A 19746-nucleotide genomic window follows, 5' to 3' on the forward strand; every position below is an offset into this window, starting at 1 on the left:
TGTCGCACTCGTTAAGCTGCGCAACGGATGTGCACCCGCCAAGGCCACCCCTGGGTGGTTTTTGCAGGTGTCCATGACAGGAAAATTACATGGAAAAGGATGTGACCTGCGGGTCCTGTCCAGCTTCACCCACCTGTCATCCTGTTTCCTCTGCCCGAGAATCAGGAACGGGATGGCCGACAGCCCCGCAGGGGTTGCACGCGACGCTTCAATCAATAACAAGCCCAAGCGGAGTACCACAGATGGCGTTCTTCACCGCAGCCAGCAAAGCCGACTTCCAGCACCAACTGCAAGCGGCACTGGCGCAGCACATCAGTGAACAGGCACTGCCACAAGTGGCGCTGTTCGCTGAACAATTCTTCGGCATCATTTCCCTCGATGAACTTACCCAGCGCCGGTTGTCCGACCTCGCCGGCTGCACCCTGTCTGCCTGGCGCCTGCTTGAGCGCTTCGATCACACGCAACCGCAGGTGCGCGTCTACAACCCCGATTACGAACGCCACGGCTGGCAGTCGACCCACACGGCCGTGGAAGTGCTGCATCACGACCTGCCGTTCCTGGTGGACTCGGTCCGCACCGAGCTGAACCGTCGCGGCTACAGCATCCATACCCTGCAAACCACCGTGCTGAGCGTGCGTCGCGGCAGCAAGGGCGAATTGCTGGAAATCCTGCCAAAAGGCACCCAGGGCGACGATATCCTGCAAGAGTCGTTGATGTACCTGGAGATCGACCGCTGCGCCAACGCCGCCGAACTCAACGTCCTGAGCAAGGAACTTGAGCAAGTGCTGGGCGAAGTGCGCGTGGCCGTGGCGGATTTCGAACCGATGAAAGCCAAGGTCCAGGAAATTCTCGACAGCCTGGACAGCAGCGCCTACGCCATCGACGCTGATGAAAAGAGCGAGATCAAGAGTTTCCTGGAATGGCTGGTGGGCAACCACTTCACCTTCCTGGGCTACGAAGAGTTCGTGGTACGCGATGAGGCCGACGGCGGTCACATCGAGTACAACCCCGAGTCGTTCCTCGGCCTGACCAAATTGCTGCGCGCCGGCCTGACCGCCGAAGACCTGCGCATCGAAGACTACGCCGTCGCCTACCTGCGCGAACCGACCCTGCTGTCGTTCGCCAAGGCCGCGCACCCGAGCCGCGTACACCGTCCGGCCTACCCGGACTACGTGTCGATCCGCGAGATCGACGCCAACGGCAAGGTCATCAAGGAATGCCGCTTCATGGGCCTGTACACCTCTTCGGTGTATGGCGAGAGCGTGCGGGTCATCCCATATATCCGCCGCAAGGTTGCGGAAATCGAGCGTCGCTCGGGCTTCCAGGCCAAGGCGCATCTGGGCAAGGAGCTGGCCCAGGTGGTCGAAGTGCTGCCCCGTGACGACCTGTTCCAGACCCCGGTGGACGAGCTGTTCAGCACCGTCATGTCCATCGTGCAGATCCAGGAACGCAACAAGATCCGCGTGTTCCTGCGCAAAGACCCGTATGGCCGTTTCTGCTACTGCCTGGCCTACGTGCCACGTGACATCTATTCCACCGAAGTGCGCCAGAAGATCCAGCAAGTGCTGATGGATCGCCTGAAGGCTTCGGACTGCGAGTTCTGGACCTTCTTCTCCGAATCCGTACTGGCCCGTGTGCAGTTGATCCTGCGGGTGGATCCGAAGAACCGCCTCGACATCGACCCGTTGCTGCTGGAAAAAGAAGTCGTGCAGGCTTGCCGCAGCTGGAAGGACGACTACGCCAGCCTGGTCATCGAGAGCTTCGGCGAAGCCCAAGGCACCAACGTGCTGTCGGATTTCCCCAAAGGCTTCCCGGCCGGCTACCGCGAGCGCTTTGCCGCGCATTCGGCCGTGGTCGACATGCAGCACCTGCTGAGCCTGAACGAAAAGAACCCGCTGGTCATGAGCTTCTACCAGCCACTGGGCCAGGTCTCCGGCCAGCGCGAGCTGCACTGCAAGCTGTATCACGCCGACACGCCGCTGGCGCTGTCCGACGTGCTGCCGATCCTGGAAAACCTCGGCCTGCGCGTGCTGGGCGAATTCCCGTACCGCCTGCGCCACACCAACGGCCGCGAGTTCTGGATTCATGATTTCGCCTTCACCGCCGCCGAAGGCCTGGACCTGGACATCCAGCAACTCAACGACACCTTGCAGGACGCCTTCGTCCACATCGTGCGTGGCGATGCCGAGAACGATGCGTTCAACCGCCTGGTGCTGACCGCCGGCCTGCCATGGCGTGACGTGGCGCTGTTGCGTGCCTATGCCCGTTACCTGAAGCAGATCCGCCTGGGCTTCGACCTGGGTTACATCGCCAGCACCCTGAACAACCACACCGACATCGCTCGCGAGCTGACCCGGTTGTTCAAGACCCGCTTCTACCTGGCGCGCAAGCTCAGTGGCGATGACCTGGAAGACAAGCAACTGCGTCTGGAGCAAGCGATCCTCTCGGCCTTGGACGACGTCCAGGTGCTCAACGAAGACCGTATCCTGCGTCGCTACCTGGACCTGATCAAGGCCACCCTGCGGACCAACTTCTACCAGACCGACGCCAACGGCCAGAACAAGTCCTACTTCAGCTTCAAGTTCAACCCGCACCTGATCCCGGAACTGCCGAAACCGGTGCCCAAGTTCGAGATCTTCGTCTACTCGCCACGGGTCGAAGGCGTGCACCTGCGCTTCGGCAACGTTGCTCGCGGTGGCCTGCGCTGGTCCGACCGTGAAGAAGACTACCGCACCGAAGTGCTGGGCCTGGTAAAAGCCCAGCAAGTGAAGAACTCGGTGATCGTGCCGGTAGGCGCCAAGGGTGGTTTCCTGCCACGTCGCCTGCCGCTGGGCGGCAGCCGGGACGAGATCGCGGCCGAGGGCATCGCCTGCTACCGCATCTTCATCTCGGGTCTGTTGGACATCACCGACAACCTCAAGGACGGCGCGCTGGTTCCACCGGCCAACGTCGTGCGGCATGACGACGATGACCCGTACCTGGTGGTCGCGGCGGACAAGGGCACTGCAACCTTCTCCGACATCGCCAACGGCATCGCCATCGACTACGGCTTCTGGCTGGGCGATGCGTTCGCCTCCGGCGGTTCGGCCGGCTACGACCACAAGAAAATGGGCATCACCGCCAAGGGTGCGTGGGTCGGCGTTCAGCGTCACTTCCGCGAGCGCGGCATCAATGTCCAGGAAGACAGCATCACCGTGGTGGGGGTCGGCGACATGGCCGGCGACGTGTTCGGCAACGGCTTGTTGATGTCCGACAAGCTGCAACTGGTCGCGGCCTTCAACCACCTGCACATCTTCATCGACCCGAACCCGGAGCCTGCCAGCAGCTTTGCCGAGCGCAAGCGCCTGTTCGACCTGCCGCGTTCGGCCTGGACCGACTACGACGCCAGCATCATGTCCGAAGGTGGCGGTATCTTCTCGCGCAGCGCGAAAAGCATCGCCATCTCGCCACAGATGAAAGAGCGCTTCGACATCAAGGCCGACAAACTGACCCCGACCGAACTGCTCAACGCCTTGCTCAAGGCGCCGGTGGACCTGTTGTGGAACGGCGGTATCGGTACTTACGTCAAGGCCAGCACCGAAAGCCACGCCGATGTCGGCGACAAGGCCAACGATGCGCTGCGGGTGAACGGCAACGAACTGCGCTGCAAGGTCGTGGGCGAGGGCGGCAACCTGGGCATGACCCAACTGGGTCGCGTCGAGTTCGGCCTCAATGGCGGCGGTTCCAACACTGACTTCATCGACAACGCCGGTGGTGTGGACTGCTCCGACCACGAAGTGAACATCAAGATCCTGCTCAACGAAGTGGTGCAGGCCGGCGACATGACCGACAAGCAACGCAACCAGTTGCTGGCGAGCATGACCGACGAAGTTGGTGGCCTGGTGTTGGGCAACAACTACAAGCAGACCCAGGCCCTGTCCCTGGCGGCACGCCGCGCCTTTGTGCGGATCGCCGAATACAAGCGCCTGATGAACGATCTGGAAGCCCGGGGCAAGCTGGACCGCGCCATCGAGTTCCTGCCGACTGAAGAGCAACTGGCCGAACGTGTCGCGGCGGGCCATGGCCTGACCCGTGCCGAACTGTCGGTGCTGATCTCCTACAGCAAGATCGACCTCAAGGAAGCGCTGCTCAACTCCCTGGTACCGGACGACGATTACCTGACCCGTGACATGGAAACCGCGTTCCCGCCGACGCTGGTGAGCAAGTTCTCCGAGGCCATGCGTCGCCATCGCCTGAAACGCGAGATCGTCAGCACCCAGATCGCCAACGACCTGGTCAACCACATGGGCATCACCTTCGTCCAGCGGTTGAAAGAGTCTACGGGCATGAGCCCGGCAAACGTGGCTGGCGCTTATGTGATCGTGCGTGACATCTTCCACCTCCCGCACTGGTTCCGTCAGATTGAAGCCCTGGACCACCAGGTCTCGGCCGACGTGCAACTGGAGCTGATGGACGAGCTGATGCGCCTGGGCCGTCGCGCCACGCGCTGGTTCCTGCGCAGCCGTCGCAACGAGCAGAACGCTGCCCGTGACGTCGCGCACTTCGGTCCGCACCTGGCGGCGTTGGGCCTCAAGCTCGACGAACTGCTGGAAGGCCCGACCCGCGAAGGCTGGCAGACCCGCTACCAGGCTTACGTCGCGGCCGGCGTGCCAGAGCTGCTGGCGCGCATGGTTGCCGGCACCACGCACTTGTACACCTTGTTGCCGATCATCGAGGCGTCCGACGTCACCGGCCAGAACGCCGCCGATGTGGCCAAGGCTTACTTCGCCGTGGGCAGCGCCCTGGATATCACCTGGTACCTGCAACAGATCAGCGCTCTGCCGGTGGAAAACAACTGGCAGGCCCTGGCCCGCGAAGCGTTCCGCGATGACGTCGACTGGCAGCAACGGGCGATCACCATCTCGGTCCTGCAGGAGGGTGACGGTAGTCAGGAAGTGGAAACCCGCCTGGCGCTGTGGCTGGAGCAGCATCACAGCATGGTCGAGCGCTGGCGCGCGATGCTGGTGGACATCCGTGCCGCCAGCGGCACCGACTACGCCATGTACGCGGTCGCCAACCGCGAATTGCTGGACCTGGCAATGAGTGGTCAGGCGGTCGTAACGGCCAACTGATCCGGCGTTGAATGAAAAAGCCCCGCATTGAGAGATGCGGGGCTTTTTTTGATTTAAAGATTCACTGTGGCCTCTGTGGGAGCGAGCTTGCTCGCGATAGCGGTGGGTCAGCGACATTGAACTTGACTGATCCACCGCCATCGCGAGCAAGCTCGCTCCCACAGGGGGACTACGTCTCGGCGGGTCAGTTTTTCAGCGGAATCAACACCGCCTCATCCTCTCCCATCACCATGAACACCAGCAATTTCGCCGGTTGGCTCGCGCTGGCGTTTTTCGACACCAGGTGCTCGGACCCCGCCGCTTCATACCAGAACTCCCCGGCCTTGTAGGTCTTCGCCGGCTCGCCCTTGACCTGGGAGGTGATGGCGCCTTCCAGCACATAGGCCATGGCCGTGCCTTCGTGTTTGTGGGCAATGGACGCTTGGCCGGGGGCATAGTTGACGGTCAGCATCATGGCTTTTTTGCCTGGAACGTTTTTCAGCATTTGCTCCTGCAACACCGTGACCTTCTCCGACGGCGCGGCTTCGTGGGCGTAGGCTTGGGTCATGGGCAGCAGGCTGAGGGCGGCGAACAGACAGAGGGTTTTCATGGGGGTAAGGCCTGTGTGGTTTCGAGTGATTTCGCGCTGTCGCGACGATGGGTTCACCCTAAGCCCCAGGGTGGCGCAAGCAAACGTCCAATCTTTCGGAAGGTGGGTAGACCAATGGGCTGGGCCGATGAGGCTATTGGCTGGTGAGCGCTTTTGTGGCGAGGGGGTTTATCCCCGCTCGAGTGCGCAGCACTCGCCAGATCCGTCGCCGATACGAAGATTTTGGGGCTGCTGCGCAGCCCAGCGGGGATAAATCCCCTCGCCACAACTTGGCTAGGCAGGGATGAAGTTGTGGGCCTCAGACAATCGGAAAGCTATTGAAATCCACGCTTCGGGCCAGACGGTTGTCGATCAGGCTGATGAAGCCTTGCACTTCAGGGCAATTGAAGTGGGCTTGCATGGCCGCTTCCGATTGCCAGCGGGCGCTGACGTTCCAGCGGTCGCCATCGTCCGGGCAACGGTCGACCAGATAGGCATCGCAGCCTGGGAGCGCGCGCAGGGTCTCGACGATTTGCTGCAATTGCCGGCCCAGTTCTTCCGAGCGACCGGCGGCTGCTCGCACCTGTACGGTATTGATCACTTGGCGAGACATTGTTTCAGGCTCCTGAATCAAGTCGGACGGGGGTGTTTACTCGCAATGACACCCGTGCAGGATAGGCCTGGCGATGCAAGGCTCAAACAGCCAATGGGCGGATAAATGCCCAGTCCAATCCTCAGGCCACCTGCTGCAGAATGTCGCGCAAACGGTCGAGGGCGATGTCGATGTCCAGGGTTTCGATCGCACCGAAACCGAAGAACAGGCCCGGCCGCACAGGCACATCATTAAAAAAGCCCGCGAGGCTGTAGAGCCCGACCTCGGCTTTTCTCGCCAGCTCGATCACCAGCGCCAGGTCCATCGGCACCTTGCACAACACCGCCATATGAAAGCCCGCAGTGGTGGGCACGGCCTCGAACCAGGGTGACAAGTCCCCGGCCATGCGCGCCAGGATCCGCTCGCGGCGCCCGGCGTACAGGGTGTGGCAGCGGCGGATGTGCTTGAGCAGACAGCCTTCGGCGATGAACTTGGCCAGTGCCCATTGGGGCAGGGTAGAGGTGTGCTGGTCGGTGAGGCGCTTGGCCAGGATCACCGCTTCAAGGATCGCTGGCGGCAGGATTGCGTAACCGAGCCGCAGCTCCGGCAACAGGGTCTTGGAGAAGGTGCCGACGTACGCGACGATGCCGCGCTCATCCAGGCTCTGCAACGAATCGGCGGGCCGGCCTTCGTAGCGGAATTCGCTGTCGTAGTCGTCTTCGATGATGATTGCCCCCAGCTCATACGCCCGCGCCAGCAAGGCCTCGCGGCGGGCCTGGCTCATGGGCATGCCCAGGGGAAACTGGTGGGAGGGCGTCACATAAATCAACCGCGTGCCGTCGGGGATCAGGTCCACCCGCATGCCGTGCTCGTCCACCGGCACCCCGGCCACCGTGGCGCCCTGGGAGCCGAACAGCAAGCGCGCCGGCGGGTAACCCGGATCTTCCATGGCCACCAGGCTGCCGGGACGGGTCAATACCCGCGAAATCAGGTCCAAGGCCTGTTGCGCGCCGTTGCACACCACCACGTCTTCATCCTGGCAATTGACCCCGCGAGAAAACGCGATGTGCCGGGCAATAGCATTGCGCAGCGACGGCAGGCCTTCGGGCTGGCTGTAGAAGCCCTTGGCGCTGGCGATCTGGCGCAGCGCGTGGGCGGTGCAGCGCCGCCAGTCGTCCAGCGGAAACTGGCCCTTGCCGGTGGCGCCGCCGATGAAGTCGTAGCGCAACGCACCTTCGAGGGTGGGATGGCGCATCAGGTCCGGCATGGTGCGCCAGGCCTCGACGACGTCGGCGCCGGCCAGTTCGCGGTGGCTCTGCTTACGCACGACTTTGGCCGGCCGCGCATTGACGTAGGTGCCTTTGCCGATGATGCCGGTGAGGAAGTTCTCGTAGGTCAGTTGGGCGTAGGTGTCGGAGACGGTCTTGCGCGAGACCCCCAGTTGCTCGGCCAGCAGGCGGCTGGGCGGCAGTTGCGTGCCGGCGGTCAGGCGACCGCTTTCGATGGCGCTGCGCAACTGTTGATACAACTGGCCCGACAGGTCCTTGCGGCCGTTGATGACAACATGAAGTTCCATACCCGCAAGCTCCTGGGCGATTGTTGGCGGCCAGCATCAAAGGCGCAAGATTACCCGCATTGTGCGACTGCGTAGAAGTTGCGTGGAGAAAATCCCGTTCATTGGACTTGTCCCCGGTTTTTTCGACGAATTGGACCTGTCATTGCCCAGTCCCAGGGCCTACCGTGAAGTTCTCGAATGCCACGGAGCCCGCCATGAGCCCGCGTCTGGATTACTACACCGCATCCCCCGGGGCGATGCGCGCCATGATCGGCCTGGAAGCCCTGACCAGTCGCCTGAGTATCGAACCGGCGCTGCTGCACCTGATCAAGATCCGCGCCTCGCAACTCAATGGCTGTGCCTTCTGCACCGACATGCATTCGGTGGAAGCGCGGCGTCAGGGCGAGACCGAGCGGCGGCTCTACGCGGTGGCGGTATGGCGCGACAGCGGTTTCTTCACGGCTCGCGAACTCGCCGCCCTGGCCTGGACCGAGGCGGTGACGCTGTTGGCGCAAAGCCAGGTGCCCGATGACGTCTATGCCCAGGCCCGGGCCTGCTTCAGCGAGGAGGAACTGGTGGACCTGACCCTGGCGATCAGCACCATCAACAGCTGGAACCGGCTGGCGGTGAGTTTTCGCCAGAGTCCGGGGGGGTGATTGTCTGGAGCAAGCTCCTAAGTGTGTTCCTGTGGCGAGCTGCTTTTGTGGCGAGGGGATTTATCCCCGTTGGGCTGCGTAGCAGCCCTAAACGCCTGTATCTCGGTGTTTCAGAAGGATTGAGTTGTATGCTTTGGGGCCGCTTCGCGCCCCAACGGGGATAAATCCCCTCGCCACAAAAAGCAGTGTCGTTACTTTGTCAGGGGTGAGTTGTTAGCCGGAGCCGGCGGCCTTTGCGGCTTGACCGAGGTGCCAAACGTATTACCCATGCGCACCCCCGTGGCCGCCGGGGTTGCCAGGCCGATGCTGTTCGGTGCGCGTTCATTGACCGGCACGTTCATGGCCTCTTGGGCCTGTTGCGCCGCCTTCGCGGCCTGCGGGTCGTTACCCATCTGCCGGCTGAGGCAGTTGTAGTCGGGGGTCTTGTAGCCACCGACAGTCACCTCGATACAGGCCGGGGCTTCTTCGCCCTGGGCCCAGGGCAGGGCCATGCACAGCCCGAGGCCTGCGATCATGTTCATCCACTGTTTCATCTCCGACCTCCTGGCCCGCGGCAGCGGACGGTGCGTTGTCAGGGCATCAGTCTAGTGCGGCCTGGAGGATTTGTATCAGTTGTCATACGACATTCATAAACACCCCTCAGGATGACGATTTTCAACGGATACGTCAGTTGTGCAGCAGGGCAGAGCCGGGGGCGAACGCGGACGTGGATTGACCAGCGTGCCCTTGGGGTGGCTGATGGTGTTGCTGTGTCTGCTGGCCGGGCCGATCCAGGCGGTTGGCCTGGTGGACCTGGACATCGCGCCCCAGGAACTGACCACGGCGCTAGAGCAGTTCAGTCGCGCTACGGGCATGGCGGTGCTGGTGGACCATCAGTTGTCGAGCCAGCGCCAAACGCTGGGCGTGCAGGGGCGGTTCACCCCCTCCGACGGGTTGCGGGTGTTGCTCAGCGGCACCGGGCTGGCGGCGCATTATGCCCGGGCGGATGCGTTCACGTTGCAGCCGGTTCGGGTCCGCGAGGTTCCGCTGCCTGCCGGTGTCACTCCGGGCATGAGTGACAGCAACTACGCGGCAGCCATCCAGACGGTCATCCAGCGCAATTTATGTCGTTCACCGTTGACCCGCCCAGGCAGTTTTCGGGCGGTGCTGCAAGTGTGGATCGGCCGGGACGGCGTGGTCCAGCACAGCCGCCTGGTCAGTTCCACGGGCGACCTGATGCGGGACAAGGCCTTGGTCAACAGTTTGCAAAACCTCAGGATCGACCGCCCCGCGCCCAGTTCGTTGCGCCAGCCGGTGACCCTGCTTTTGTTACCCGACTCATCAGGAAGAAGCATGGAATGCATGACAGGGGAAGGGGTGTCCGGGCGATGAAAGACATCGGTCGCAGCCCGTTGGTGAAGTTGTTTCTCACCTCCTATGAGGATTTCAGGGTGCGCCTGCGCAGACGCCTGGGCTCCGAGGAACTGGCCAACGACGTGCTGCATGAAACCTACCTGCGGGTCGATCGCATGGTCGACACGCCGGACATCGCCCAGCCCAATGCTTATCTGTATCGCATGGCCCTGAACATCGCCGCCGATCGTCGGCAGGCCGATGCACGCTTGCTTACGGGCGATGAAATCGAGGAATTGCTGCAGGTCTCGGATGAAGCGCTGGACCCGGCGCGGGTGGTGGGTGGGCAGAAGGAGTTGCAGACCTTGCTCAAGGCCTTGTACGAACTGCCGGCGCGCCGTCGCAGGATTTTCATCGCCGCCCGCCTGGAAGAAGCGCCGCATCTGGAAATCTCCCAGCGCTTCGGTATTTCCACCCGCATGGTGGAGAAGGAAATCAAGGCGGCGCTGGGGCATTGTGCCCTGCGCCTGGAAAGAAAAGTCATTCAGCGGTTCGGTCCCGGCGCGGGAAAACCGTCTTGAGAGTAGAGACCCGACCCTTTCATGAGTGTGTGTGCGCTTGAACATCTTCAGCATCGCTTCCCCTGACGCCACGCCCCAGGCCCGATTGGCCAGCGAGGCCCGAGATTGGCTGATCCTGCTGACCTCGGGGCGCGCCACCGTGGCCGATGCCCGGGCCTTGCGCTTGTGGTGCGGGCAAAGCCCCGAACATGCGCAGGCCTTTGAACAGGCCAAGGTGCTGTGGCAGGGGCTGCAACCCGCCGCCGCGGCGTTGCAGGCGCCCCGGCATTTCGGCCGTCGGGCGTTGTTGGGTGGCGCCATCGCCGCATCGGCGGCTTTCCTGTTGATCCGCGCCACGGTGCCCGGCGGTGTTTCCGGGTTGGGGGCCGACTACATCACCGATGTCGGCGAACAGCGCCGAGTGGAATTGGCCGAGGGCGTCAGCCTGGAGCTCAATACCCAGACCCGTCTCAGCCGCCACGCGCTGGCCGATGGCGGACAAGGGTTGGAGTTGCTCAGTGGCGAAATTGAAGTGCAGGGGCGCAGTGCCCAGGTGGTCAGCGTCCGGGCCGGCGCCGGTTGGATCAGCGCCGCCCGGGCACGCTTCAACATCCGCTACACCGACCAGAGCGTCTGCGCGACCTGCCTGGAGGGCGTGGTGCAGGTCGAGGTGCAAGGCCAGCGGTTTCGCCTGGAACCGGGTATGCAGCTGACTTACGACCCTCACCAGGTGGGCGCTCCCAAGCGTGCCGATGTGTCGGCCGCCATTGCCTGGCGTGAGCAGGTCCTGGTGTTCAACGACGCGTCCCTGGCCAGCGTCATCGACGAAATCAACCGCTACCGTCCCGGCATGTTGTTGCTGCTCAACCGCGAGCTGGGCCAGCGCAAGGTCCACGCACGGTTTCGCCTCGACCAGTTGGCGGGCGTGGCGCTGTTGATCCGTGATGCCTACGGCGCCAAATGCACCGAATTGCCGGGTGGGGTGGTGGTACTGAGCTGAGGCCAGCGGCGTCTGGGCGGGCCTCATCGCGAGCAAGCTCGCTCCCACAAGGGACTTATGCCGGGCCCAAAACCTGAGGCCACCCAATAACCCTGTGGGAGCGGGCTTGCTCGCGAAGAGGCCTGTAGGCTCGACATCAATGTCGACTGTCATGCCGCTTTCGCGAGCAAGCCCGCTCCCACAAGGAACCAGTGCTTGGCTCAAGTCTTCGGTTCACTCCATAACCCTGTGGGAGCGAGCTTGCTCGCGATGGAGCCGGCACATTCGACATCTTCTTCAACAGACCCACCGCTATCGCGAGCAAGCTCGCTCCCACAAAGGCTCTGTGCTTGGCTCAAGTCTTCGGTTCACTCCATAACCCTGTGGGAGCGAGCTTGCTCGCGATGGGGCCGGCACATTCGACATCCTCTTCAACAGACCCACCGCTATCGCGAGCAAGCTCGCTCCCACAGGGGACAGTGTTGTTCGGCTTATTCCAGTGGCCCTAATACTTGCCGATATTTCTCGACGCCTTGGGGTGTCTGGCGGCTCAGGCTGATCTCGATGCCCGTCGGGTTTTCTTGGCGGTTGCCGCTGAGTTTGCGCCAGCCTTTCTCCGTGTCCCAGTACCGCAGGCCGGCGTCGCTGACGTCACTGAGCACGGCCACGCCCGGGCCGGGTGCGGGTAGGGGGTAGCGGTTGCGGGCCTGGCCTTGGGCGCGGTAAAGCGTGTCGCCCTTGAGCCACCAACGCACCCGTTGCAGCTCGCCCTCCTGGGCCGCCGCCACGCGGATCACATCCAGGCGAAAGCCCCGGCCTTCGGTGCTGCGCACGGTGAGGGCGGGCGGGGCGGTCGAGGGCGGGTCGTCGACGCCGGGTTTGAGCGGTTCACTCAGCTCGATGCTGGCGCGCAGGGCGACGTCGCGCTCCAGTTGGTTCAAGACCCGCAGCAGCGCTTCGGTCTGCTCGGTACTGGCTTGCAAATGGCTGTCGGCACGGGTCACGCTGTCCAGCCCGCGCCAGGCGATCAGACTGACCACCGCCATCAGCAGGATCGCCACCATCACTTCCAGCAAGGTGAAACCCGCCTGCCGGGCGCTCATTGGAGTTGCACCCGTCCGGCGGCACTGCGTTGCACGGTGAGGCTGTTCTGGCCGTCCGACAAGCGGATCTGCAAGGGCTCGCCGATCCACTCGGCATTCAGCACGACCCGCTGCCTGGGTTCCACGCGCACCTCCATCGACGGGCTCTGCCAGCGCCGTCGACGCAGTTGCGGGTCGTCCTCGAAGCGATCAACCCCGGTGCCCCGGTCCGCGCGGCGACTGAAGCCAAAGCCCTTGGCGTCCCATCGCCAGGTAATCGGCCGCCCGTCGGTGCGCGCTTCGGTCTGGGCCAGTTGCAACAGCTGCACCAGCCGTTCGCCATCCTGGCGCAGCAACTTCAACGGGTCCGGCTTGATGCTCAGGCTCACGGCGGCACTGGCGATGCCGATGATCACCAGCACCACCATCAATTCGATCAGGGTAAAACCGCGTTGCTTGCCGAGGTTCATGCGCGCTCCTTTGCGTAAAGGTCACTCTGCACGGTGAAGATGATAAGGATGTGAAATAAAACGGAGAGAATTGACGCGTACGCTGCAAGCTGGAATCAAAAAAAGGAGATTCAGGCCATGGCGTTCATCGAGCGTGTGTCCCCGGCGCAAATCGTCCAGGCCGTGGGCTTGTTGGCGGCGTTGGCCGGGGTGGCGACCTGGTCTTCGCTGCTGCTCACCTCGGCCGAGTCCCGCACGCCGGACGTCGCCCCGCAACGCATGGCCGAGCGTTCCGATAACCCGGCGTTGCAATGGTTCTCCAACCAGCCGGCACCGGTGGACATCAAGGTCAGCGGGGTGATGGCCGGCACCCACGCCGCCGTGGCGATCCTCAGCCTCAACGACGGACCGCCGCGCAGTTTCCTGGTGGGTGAGCGCGTGGCCCAAGGGGTGCGGCTGGTGGCGATCGAGGCGCAGGCGGTGGTCATCGAGCGGGGCAAGGAGCAGACCCGACTGGTCCTGGCCCGGTTGCCGGATTCAGTGAGTTTGCCTCCCCTGTGGGAGCAAGGCTTGCCCGCGATGAAGACGACGCAGTCTCCGAGGAAATGAGGCGCCTGTATCGCGGGCAAGCCTTGCTCCCACAGATAAACCTCTCGCCACAAAGGATGTGTTAGCCCACAACGCTCAAGGTTTCTCCCGGCTGACCAACGTCTCCAACCGAGCCAACGGCGGTGCTTCGCGACTGCGGTCCGACACGCTCAGTTCAACCCGCAGCAGTCGACCGTTTTCCACCGGGCGCAGGGTCTGTTCGCAGCGCAGCAGCAAGCGCCCCTGGTCGCACTCGAACACTTTCGAACCCTGGGCAAAACGGCCTTCCAGACGCAACTGCGCCAGTTGGCTGCGGGCGGCCAGCAGCGCGATGGATTTGTCCCGCAACAGGCCGTTGCTCTGGGTCATCACCGCGGCCACGCGCACGGCGGCCGACATGGCCACGGCGATGATCGCCAGGGCCACCAGCACTTCGATCAGGGTGAAGCCGGCTTGCGGAGCAGGGCGTGGCATGGCGCGGGCTCGAGGGCGAGGACAACCTGCAACGCTAGCCGACGTTCGTGACCGATTGACGACGCAAGCTCCTGAGCAATTTCAATATCACTGACATATTTTCTTGCAACACTGCGCCTCGAATCGAATCCAGCGAAGGACCGTCGAGATGCAGATCGCCCGTTACAACGCCCGCTCCCAAGGCCCTCGCGGGCAGTTGGGTTTCACCCTGATCGAAATCATGGTCGTGGTAGTGATCCTCGGCATCCTGGCGGCGATGGTGGTGCCCAAGGTCCTCGACCGTCCCGACCAAGCGCGCGCAACGGCGGCGAAACAGGACATTGGCGGCCTGATGCAAGCCTTGAAGCTGTATCGCCTGGACCACGGCAGTTACCCGAGCATGAACCAGGGTCTCAAGGTGCTGGTGGAGAAACCGGCCGACGCGAAAAACGGCACCTGGCGTTCCTACCTCGAACGCCTGCCCAACGACCCATGGGGCCGCCCCTACAACTACCTCAACCCCGGTGCCAACGGCGAAGTCGATATCTTTTCCCTGGGGGCCGACGGCCAGCCTGATGGCGACGGCGTGAATGCCGACATTGGCTCCTGGCAGTTGTAAGGGCCGTGATGCGAACGGATTCGCCCCTCGCGGCGAAGCAGCGCGGCATGGCGGTGATCAGTGCCTTGCTGATCGCTGCCGTGGTGGCGGTCATCGCCGGCGGCATGCTGACCCGCCAGACCCTGTTCACCCGCAGCCTGGAGGCCGAGCAGTTGCGCGTCCAAGGCACGGCGCGGTTGCAGGGTGGTTTGCAACTGAGTCGCCAGTTGCTCTGGGACGCCCGCCAGCGCGATCCACTGACGCGCTTCGGCCAACCCTGGGCGAAACCCATCGTGATGCCGGGCTCAGGCCAGGTCGACACGCCGTTCGAAGGCCAGCTGGAAGATGAGCAAGGCAAGTTCAACCTGCGCAACCTCGTCGCCAATGAGCGCGTGGACGAGGAACAAGTGCGCGCCTTCGAACGCCTGTGCCAGCAGTTGGGCGTGGCTGCGACGGTCCGCACGCGCATCGTCGAAAGGGTGGTCGAGGCCTATCCGCGCCTGTTGAATCCGCAGCGGCTGGATCAGGCGCCAAAGGCCAATACCTTCAACAGCGGCCGCGAAACCTCGCCAGAGGCCGACAACACGCCGCTGGCCCCGACGCGCCCGATGCTGCGTACCTTGCAAGACCTGCGCAGCGTCAAGGGCGTCACCACGCGGTTACTGGACACACTGACGCCGTACGTGACGATCCTGCCGGCCAACACCTGGATCAATGGCAATACCGCCAGTGCCCCGGTGCTGGCCGCCTACGTGCCGGGGCTGTCGCTGCAACGGGCCGAGGCCCTGGTCAGGGAGCGCGACGGCGGCCACTGGTTTATCAACCGCGGGGATTTCGTCAATCGCCTGCGCATGCCGGAGCTGGAGACCGCCAGCGTCAAGGTCGGCATCACCAGTGACTGGTTCCGCCTGCGGGGCCAGGCGCGCAGCGGTCAGCGGCGGGTCGAACTGGACGCATTGCTGCAACGCACCGAGGACCGTTTGCCCCAGGTGATCTGGTCAAGGGTGGGCGTATGACGCGCTTGCGCATTGCCCTGGTGCCGCTGGGCAGCCTGGACCTCGACAGTGTGGTGGCGTTTGCTTGGCTGGATCGCCAGGGCCAGGTTCGCGAGCAAGGCCTTAGCAGCCTCCGGGCGTTGGGCCAGGGCGGCAAAAACCTTTCGGTGGAGTGTTTCCTTCATCCCCGCGACAGCCTGTTGACTCGCCTGGAGTTGCCGCTATTACCGGCGGCCAAGATCACCGCGGCGGTGACGTGCGCGGCCCAGGCCCTGATGCTCGGTGCCAGCGAACACATGCAGGTGGCCCACAGCCCGCGCGACGTTGATGGGCAGGTGCAGATCGCCTGGCTGGACCGTGAATCCCTCGCCAATCTCGGGCGGCTTGTGCACCAGGCCGGCATGAAGCTGCGCGGCCTCTATCCGGCGGCCTACGCCTTGCCGGTGCTGTCGGGGCCGGTGGCCTGTATCGAGGACGACCATCTGCTGGTGCGTCATGGCCTGCAGCACGCCGTGGTGCAACCGTTGCAGGAGGAGGCGCTGGACGAGTGGCTGCTGGAAACGGGCGCCGGGTTGCACTGGGTCGGCGAGGCTGCGCCGCAACCTTCGATCAATACATTGGCTGAAAGCCAACGCTGGACTGGCCCGGCGCCGGGCTGGGGCTTGCATGCCGGCCTTTCACGCAACGCCGTCGCACGCGGTGGCTGGGGCCGGGCGGCGGCGATCTGCGCGGTAGCGCTGGCGGTGTGGGTGGTCGGGCTGAACCTCTACGCCGCCCGCGAAGCGGCCCAGGGCCAACGGCTCAAGGCGCAGATGAGCCAGCGGGTGAAACAGGCGTTTCCCGAGTTGCCGGTGATCCTCAACCCGCTGCAACAGGCACGCCAGCAGATCGCGGCGCGCCAGAGCGGTGCGGCGACCGACCCGGCCCAACGCTTTGCCAGCCTGGTGCAGCAAGCGGGCAGCGCCATGCCGTTCATGAGCGGCAATGTCCAGGCATTGGTGTTCGAGAACGGTGAATTGCGCCTGAGTGTCGTGGCCGAGGCGCAGAAAACCACCGCCGAAGAGGATTGGAAAATCCCCCTGGCCCAGGCCGGCATCGACGTCGCCGCCATCGACCAGGGCTGGCGCCTGCGGGTGGCCCCGGCCGGCCAGGGTACCCAGGATTCCTCCGACGAAACCCCGGACGCCGACGATGAATAAGCACTCCCTGTCCCTGGCATGGGTCCGTTGGCAAACTTTTCGTACGCGTTTGCGCACGTTCTGGCAGGGGCTTGCCGTGCGCGAGCAAGCTGCTGTGGCCCTGGCTGCGTTGGTGTTGGGCGGCTGTCTGGTCTGGCTCGCGTTGATTGAGCCACCGCTCAAGACCATCGCCTACTGGCAAGCGGAAACCCCGAAGCTACGGTCGCAAACCGAAGCCCTTGAAGTGCTGTTGCGTGACGTCGCCGGGCCAGCCCAAGACCAGCCCCTCGAAGCCGCCCTGCGCCAGAGCCTGGACGCCAGCGGCTTGAGCCAGCACTACCAATTGCAAGCACCCGGCACCGAGTTCCCCGATGCCTGGCAGCTCACGTTCGACCAGGCCCCGGCGGAGGCAGTGATCAGCTGGCTGCTGGGCAACCCACGGCAGTTCTCCCTGGAAGTGATCGAGGCCCGTTTGCAGCGCACCGCCCTTGCCAATCCCGATAATCACGACAACCTCGACAACAGCGCCGGCACACTGTCCGGAACCGTTCGCATGGATCAGGCGCAAAGCGCTAAGGAAGCTTCATGAAAGGGGCCCGATACCCACGTCATTGGCGCAAGGCCGCGCCGCTGTTGTTGCTGGCGTTGAGTGCCTGCAACAGCACGCCGCCCGCGTCGCAGCCGCCGTTGCTGGTGGACAGCGAGCTGGGTGTTCCGTTGGGAAGTACCCAGCGTAGCGGCGATGCATTGCTCGATCGCCAGCGGGCCCAGGACCTGCGTGAACGCAAGCCCGCGGTGCGGCATCAGGTCGACCTCACCGCCCGTGCCCGAGAACCCCGCAGCAATGTGCCGGCGCGCACGCCCCTGGGGGATCAACCGGTGACGCTGAATTTCGTCGAGGCGGATATCCAGGCGGTGGTGCGGGCCTTGTCCCGTTCCACCGGCCAACAATTCCTGGTGGACCCGCGGGTCAAGGGCAACCTGACGCTGGTTTCCGAAGGCCAGGTCCCGGCTCACCAGGCCTACGACATGTTGCTGGCCGCCCTGCGCATGCAAGGCTTCAGCGTGGTGGACGTAGGCGGCGTGGCCCAGGTGGTGCCGGAGGCCGATGCCAAGCTGCTGGGAGGGCCGATCTACAGCGCCGACAAACCGGCCGGCAACGGCATGCTGACACGCACCTTCCGCCTGCAATACGAAAACGCGGTGAACCTGATCCCGGTGCTGCGCCCGATCGTTTCGCCAAACAACCCGATCAACGCCTACCCGGGCAACAACACCATTGTCGTCACCGATTACGCCGAGAACCTGTCACGGGTGGCGCAGCTCATCGAAGGCATCGACACCCCCAGCGCCATCGACACCGATGTGGTGCCGATCCACAACGGCATCGCTGTCGACATCGCGCAGATGGTTTCCGACCTGCTGGAAACCCAGGGCGGCGACCAGACCCAGAAAATCAACGTGATCGGCGACCCGCGCTCCAATTCCATCATCATCCGCGCCGGCAGCCCCGAGCGCACCGAGCTGGCGCGCAACCTGATCTACAAGCTCGACAATGCCCAGAACAATCCGAGCAACCTGCACGTGGTATACCTGCGCAATGCCCAGGCCGGCAAACTGGCCCAGGCCCTGCGCGGCTTGCTCACCGGGGAAAGCGAAGGCGAGGGCAACGACAACTCGCGCTCGGTACTCAGTGGCATGGGTGGCAGCACCAATGGCCAGAGCGGGCAGGGCAGCAGTGGTGATGGCACCAGCAGCACCACCAGCGGCAGTGCGTCGACCACCAGCAACGGCTACGCCCAGGGCAGCAACGGGACCACCTCCGCTTCGACGAAAAACGAACAGAACACCGCGTTCAGCGCCGGCGGCGTGACCATCCAGGCCGACGCCACCACCAACACTTTGCTGATCTCCGCGCCGGACCCGCTGTACCGCAACCTGCGGGAAGTCATCGACCTGCTGGACCAGCGTCGCGCCCAAGTAGTGATCGAGAGCCTGATCGTCGAGGTTGGTGAGGACGACGCCAGCGAATTTGGCGTGCAATGGCAGAGCGGCAACCTCGGTGGCAGCGGCGTGATCGGCGGGGTCAATCTCGGCGGCACCGGGCTCAACCTCAATGGCAAGACCAGCATCGATGTGTTGCCCCAGGGGCTGAATCTCGGCGTGGTCAACGGCACCGTGGACATTCCCGGCATTGGCAAGATCCTCGACCTCAAGGTCCTGGCCCGGGCGTTGAAGAGCAAGGGCGGCACCAATGTGTTGTCAACGCCGAACCTGCTGACCCTGGACAACGAAGCGGCGAGCATTTTTGTCGGCCAGACCATTCCCTTCGTCAGCGGCAGCTACGTCACCGGCGGCGGTGGCACCAGCAACAACCCGTTCCAGACCGTGACCCGCGAGGAGGTCGGGCTGAAGCTCAATGTCCGGCCGCAGATTTCCGAGGGCGGCACAGTCAAGCTCGATATCTATCAAGAGGTCAGCAGCGTCGACAACCGCGCTTCGAGCACCACGGGGATTGTCACCAACAAACGTGCCATCGACACCAGCATCCTGTTGGACGACGGGCAGATCATGGTCCTCGGTGGGTTGCTGCAGGATGGCTACAGCCAGAGCAATGACGCGGTGCCGTGGCTGTCGACCATCCCCGGTATCGGTGCGCTGTTTCGCAACGAGCGGCGGCAGATCACCAAGACCAACCTGATGGTGTTCCTGCGGCCGTACATCATCCGCGACACGGCGGCGGGGCGCGGCATCACCCTCAACCGCTACGACTTCATGCGCCGCGCCCAAGGCCTGCTGCAACCGGATCGCAGCTGGGCCATGCCAGACATGCAGGCGCCGCAACTGCCAGCCTCGGCCCGGGCAATTCCGGGGGCGGCGCCCGTGAGCCTGCAAACGCCCAGGGCGGCGATCAAGGCAGTGCCGGTCGAAGGAGGCGCTCGCTGATGAACACCCAACCTATGGGAGTTCGCGGTATGCACAATACTGAGGTCACCCCAAGACACTGTGGGAGCGAGCTTGCTCGCGATGACGGCAGTTCGCTCAACATC

The 19746-nt window shown here is 63.8% G+C and carries 18 protein-coding genes; 11 read left to right on the forward strand and 7 right to left on the reverse strand.

Going from position 1 to position 19746, the window contains the following annotated elements:
• Positions 1-242 precede the first annotated feature (242 nt).
• Positions 243-5111, forward strand: a complete 4869-nt coding sequence (locus AC3A5O_RS13720) for an NAD-glutamate dehydrogenase (protein WP_305470711.1) — start codon at positions 243-245, stop codon at positions 5109-5111.
• A gap of 184 nt (positions 5112-5295) precedes the next feature.
• On the opposite strand, the gene AC3A5O_RS13725 is transcribed toward AC3A5O_RS13720, so the two are convergent.
• From AC3A5O_RS13725 to pdxR, 3 genes are all read right to left on the reverse strand, one after another.
• Positions 5296-5700 (reverse strand): cupin domain-containing protein, encoded by a 405-nt coding sequence (locus AC3A5O_RS13725; RefSeq protein ID WP_122566411.1) that lies wholly within the window; start codon positions 5698-5700, stop codon positions 5296-5298.
• Between the two features lie 298 nt (positions 5701-5998).
• A complete protein-coding gene (locus AC3A5O_RS13730) occupies positions 5999-6292 on the reverse strand; it encodes a putative quinol monooxygenase (RefSeq protein ID WP_305492232.1) in 294 nt (97 codons plus the stop codon).
• 121 nt (positions 6293-6413) lie between these two features.
• Entirely contained in the window at positions 6414-7847 is a 1434-nt protein-coding gene (gene pdxR / locus AC3A5O_RS13735) for a MocR-like pyridoxine biosynthesis transcription factor PdxR (protein WP_487753290.1), read from the reverse strand.
• 194 nt (positions 7848-8041) lie between these two features.
• Here pdxR and AC3A5O_RS13740 point away from each other — a divergent pair, with 194 nt between their 5' ends.
• Positions 8042-8482 (forward strand): carboxymuconolactone decarboxylase family protein, encoded by a 441-nt coding sequence (locus AC3A5O_RS13740; RefSeq protein WP_487753291.1) that lies wholly within the window; start codon positions 8042-8044, stop codon positions 8480-8482.
• Between the two features lie 191 nt (positions 8483-8673).
• Here the strand turns inward: AC3A5O_RS13740 and AC3A5O_RS13745 are convergent, their stop codons facing one another.
• The gene (locus AC3A5O_RS13745) at positions 8674-9015 is read right to left on the reverse strand and encodes a hypothetical protein (RefSeq protein WP_122566415.1); all 342 of its coding nucleotides are present in this window, start codon (positions 9013-9015) and stop codon (positions 8674-8676) included.
• Positions 9016-9220: 205 nt separating this feature from the next.
• On the opposite strand from AC3A5O_RS13745, the gene AC3A5O_RS13750 reads away from it, so the two are divergent.
• From AC3A5O_RS13750 to AC3A5O_RS13760, 3 genes are read left to right on the forward strand one after another with little or no spacing between them, the layout of a single operon-like run.
• The gene (locus AC3A5O_RS13750) at positions 9221-9853 is read left to right on the forward strand and encodes a secretin and TonB N-terminal domain-containing protein (RefSeq protein ID WP_122566520.1); all 633 of its coding nucleotides are present in this window, start codon (positions 9221-9223) and stop codon (positions 9851-9853) included.
• Complete coding sequence (locus AC3A5O_RS13755) at positions 9850-10395, forward strand: sigma-70 family RNA polymerase sigma factor (RefSeq protein ID WP_060742015.1); 546 nt, start codon at positions 9850-9852, stop codon at positions 10393-10395. The genes AC3A5O_RS13750 and AC3A5O_RS13755 overlap by 4 nt, the downstream gene beginning before the upstream one ends.
• Positions 10396-10432: 37 nt before the next feature.
• Positions 10433-11374: a FecR family protein gene (locus AC3A5O_RS13760; protein ID WP_305492430.1), complete on the forward strand. Its 942-nt coding sequence runs from the start codon at positions 10433-10435 to the stop codon at positions 11372-11374.
• A gap of 470 nt (positions 11375-11844) precedes the next feature.
• Here the strand turns inward: AC3A5O_RS13760 and AC3A5O_RS13765 are convergent, their stop codons facing one another.
• Together AC3A5O_RS13765 and gspH are read right to left on the reverse strand one after the other, a co-directional pair.
• Positions 11845-12456: a type II secretion system protein GspJ gene (locus tag AC3A5O_RS13765; RefSeq protein WP_305492235.1), complete on the reverse strand. Its 612-nt coding sequence runs from the start codon at positions 12454-12456 to the stop codon at positions 11845-11847.
• On the reverse strand, positions 12453-12905 hold the full coding sequence (gene gspH, locus AC3A5O_RS13770; RefSeq protein ID WP_092445040.1) for a type II secretion system minor pseudopilin GspH: 453 nt from the start codon (positions 12903-12905) through the stop codon (positions 12453-12455). Before gspH ends, AC3A5O_RS13765 begins: the two co-directional genes overlap by 4 nt.
• A 117-nt stretch (positions 12906-13022) precedes the next feature.
• On the opposite strand from gspH, the gene AC3A5O_RS13775 reads away from it, so the two are divergent.
• Complete coding sequence (locus tag AC3A5O_RS13775) at positions 13023-13493, forward strand: type II secretion system protein N (RefSeq protein ID WP_122566417.1); 471 nt, start codon at positions 13023-13025, stop codon at positions 13491-13493.
• 75 nt (positions 13494-13568) lie between these two features.
• Here the strand turns inward: AC3A5O_RS13775 and gspI are convergent, their stop codons facing one another.
• A complete protein-coding gene (gspI, locus tag AC3A5O_RS13780; protein ID WP_122566418.1) occupies positions 13569-13946 on the reverse strand; it encodes a type II secretion system minor pseudopilin GspI in 378 nt (125 codons plus the stop codon).
• Positions 13947-14094: 148 nt separating this feature from the next.
• On the opposite strand from gspI, the gene gspG reads away from it, so the two are divergent.
• Genes gspG through gspD form a run of 5 tightly spaced genes read left to right on the forward strand, consistent with a single transcriptional unit; the run spans position 14095 to position 19642 of the window.
• A complete protein-coding gene (gspG, locus tag AC3A5O_RS13785) occupies positions 14095-14544 on the forward strand; it encodes a type II secretion system major pseudopilin GspG (protein WP_122566419.1) in 450 nt (149 codons plus the stop codon).
• A gap of 8 nt (positions 14545-14552) precedes the next feature.
• Entirely contained in the window at positions 14553-15539 is a 987-nt protein-coding gene (gene gspK, locus AC3A5O_RS13790) for a type II secretion system minor pseudopilin GspK (RefSeq protein WP_487753292.1), read from the forward strand.
• Positions 15536-16717, forward strand: a complete 1182-nt coding sequence (gspL, locus tag AC3A5O_RS13795) for a type II secretion system protein GspL (RefSeq protein ID WP_487753293.1) — start codon at positions 15536-15538, stop codon at positions 16715-16717. Before gspK ends, gspL begins: the two co-directional genes overlap by 4 nt.
• Positions 16710-17285, forward strand: coding sequence for a type II secretion system protein M (locus tag AC3A5O_RS13800; protein ID WP_305470724.1), 576 nt, complete (start codon positions 16710-16712; stop codon positions 17283-17285). The genes gspL and AC3A5O_RS13800 overlap by 8 nt, the downstream gene beginning before the upstream one ends.
• The gene (gene gspD / locus AC3A5O_RS13805) at positions 17282-19642 is read left to right on the forward strand and encodes a type II secretion system secretin GspD (protein WP_487753294.1); all 2361 of its coding nucleotides are present in this window, start codon (positions 17282-17284) and stop codon (positions 19640-19642) included. Before AC3A5O_RS13800 ends, gspD begins: the two co-directional genes overlap by 4 nt.
• Positions 19643-19746 lie beyond the last annotated feature (104 nt).

The organism is Pseudomonas sp. Soil_N_39, from assembly GCF_057655955.1.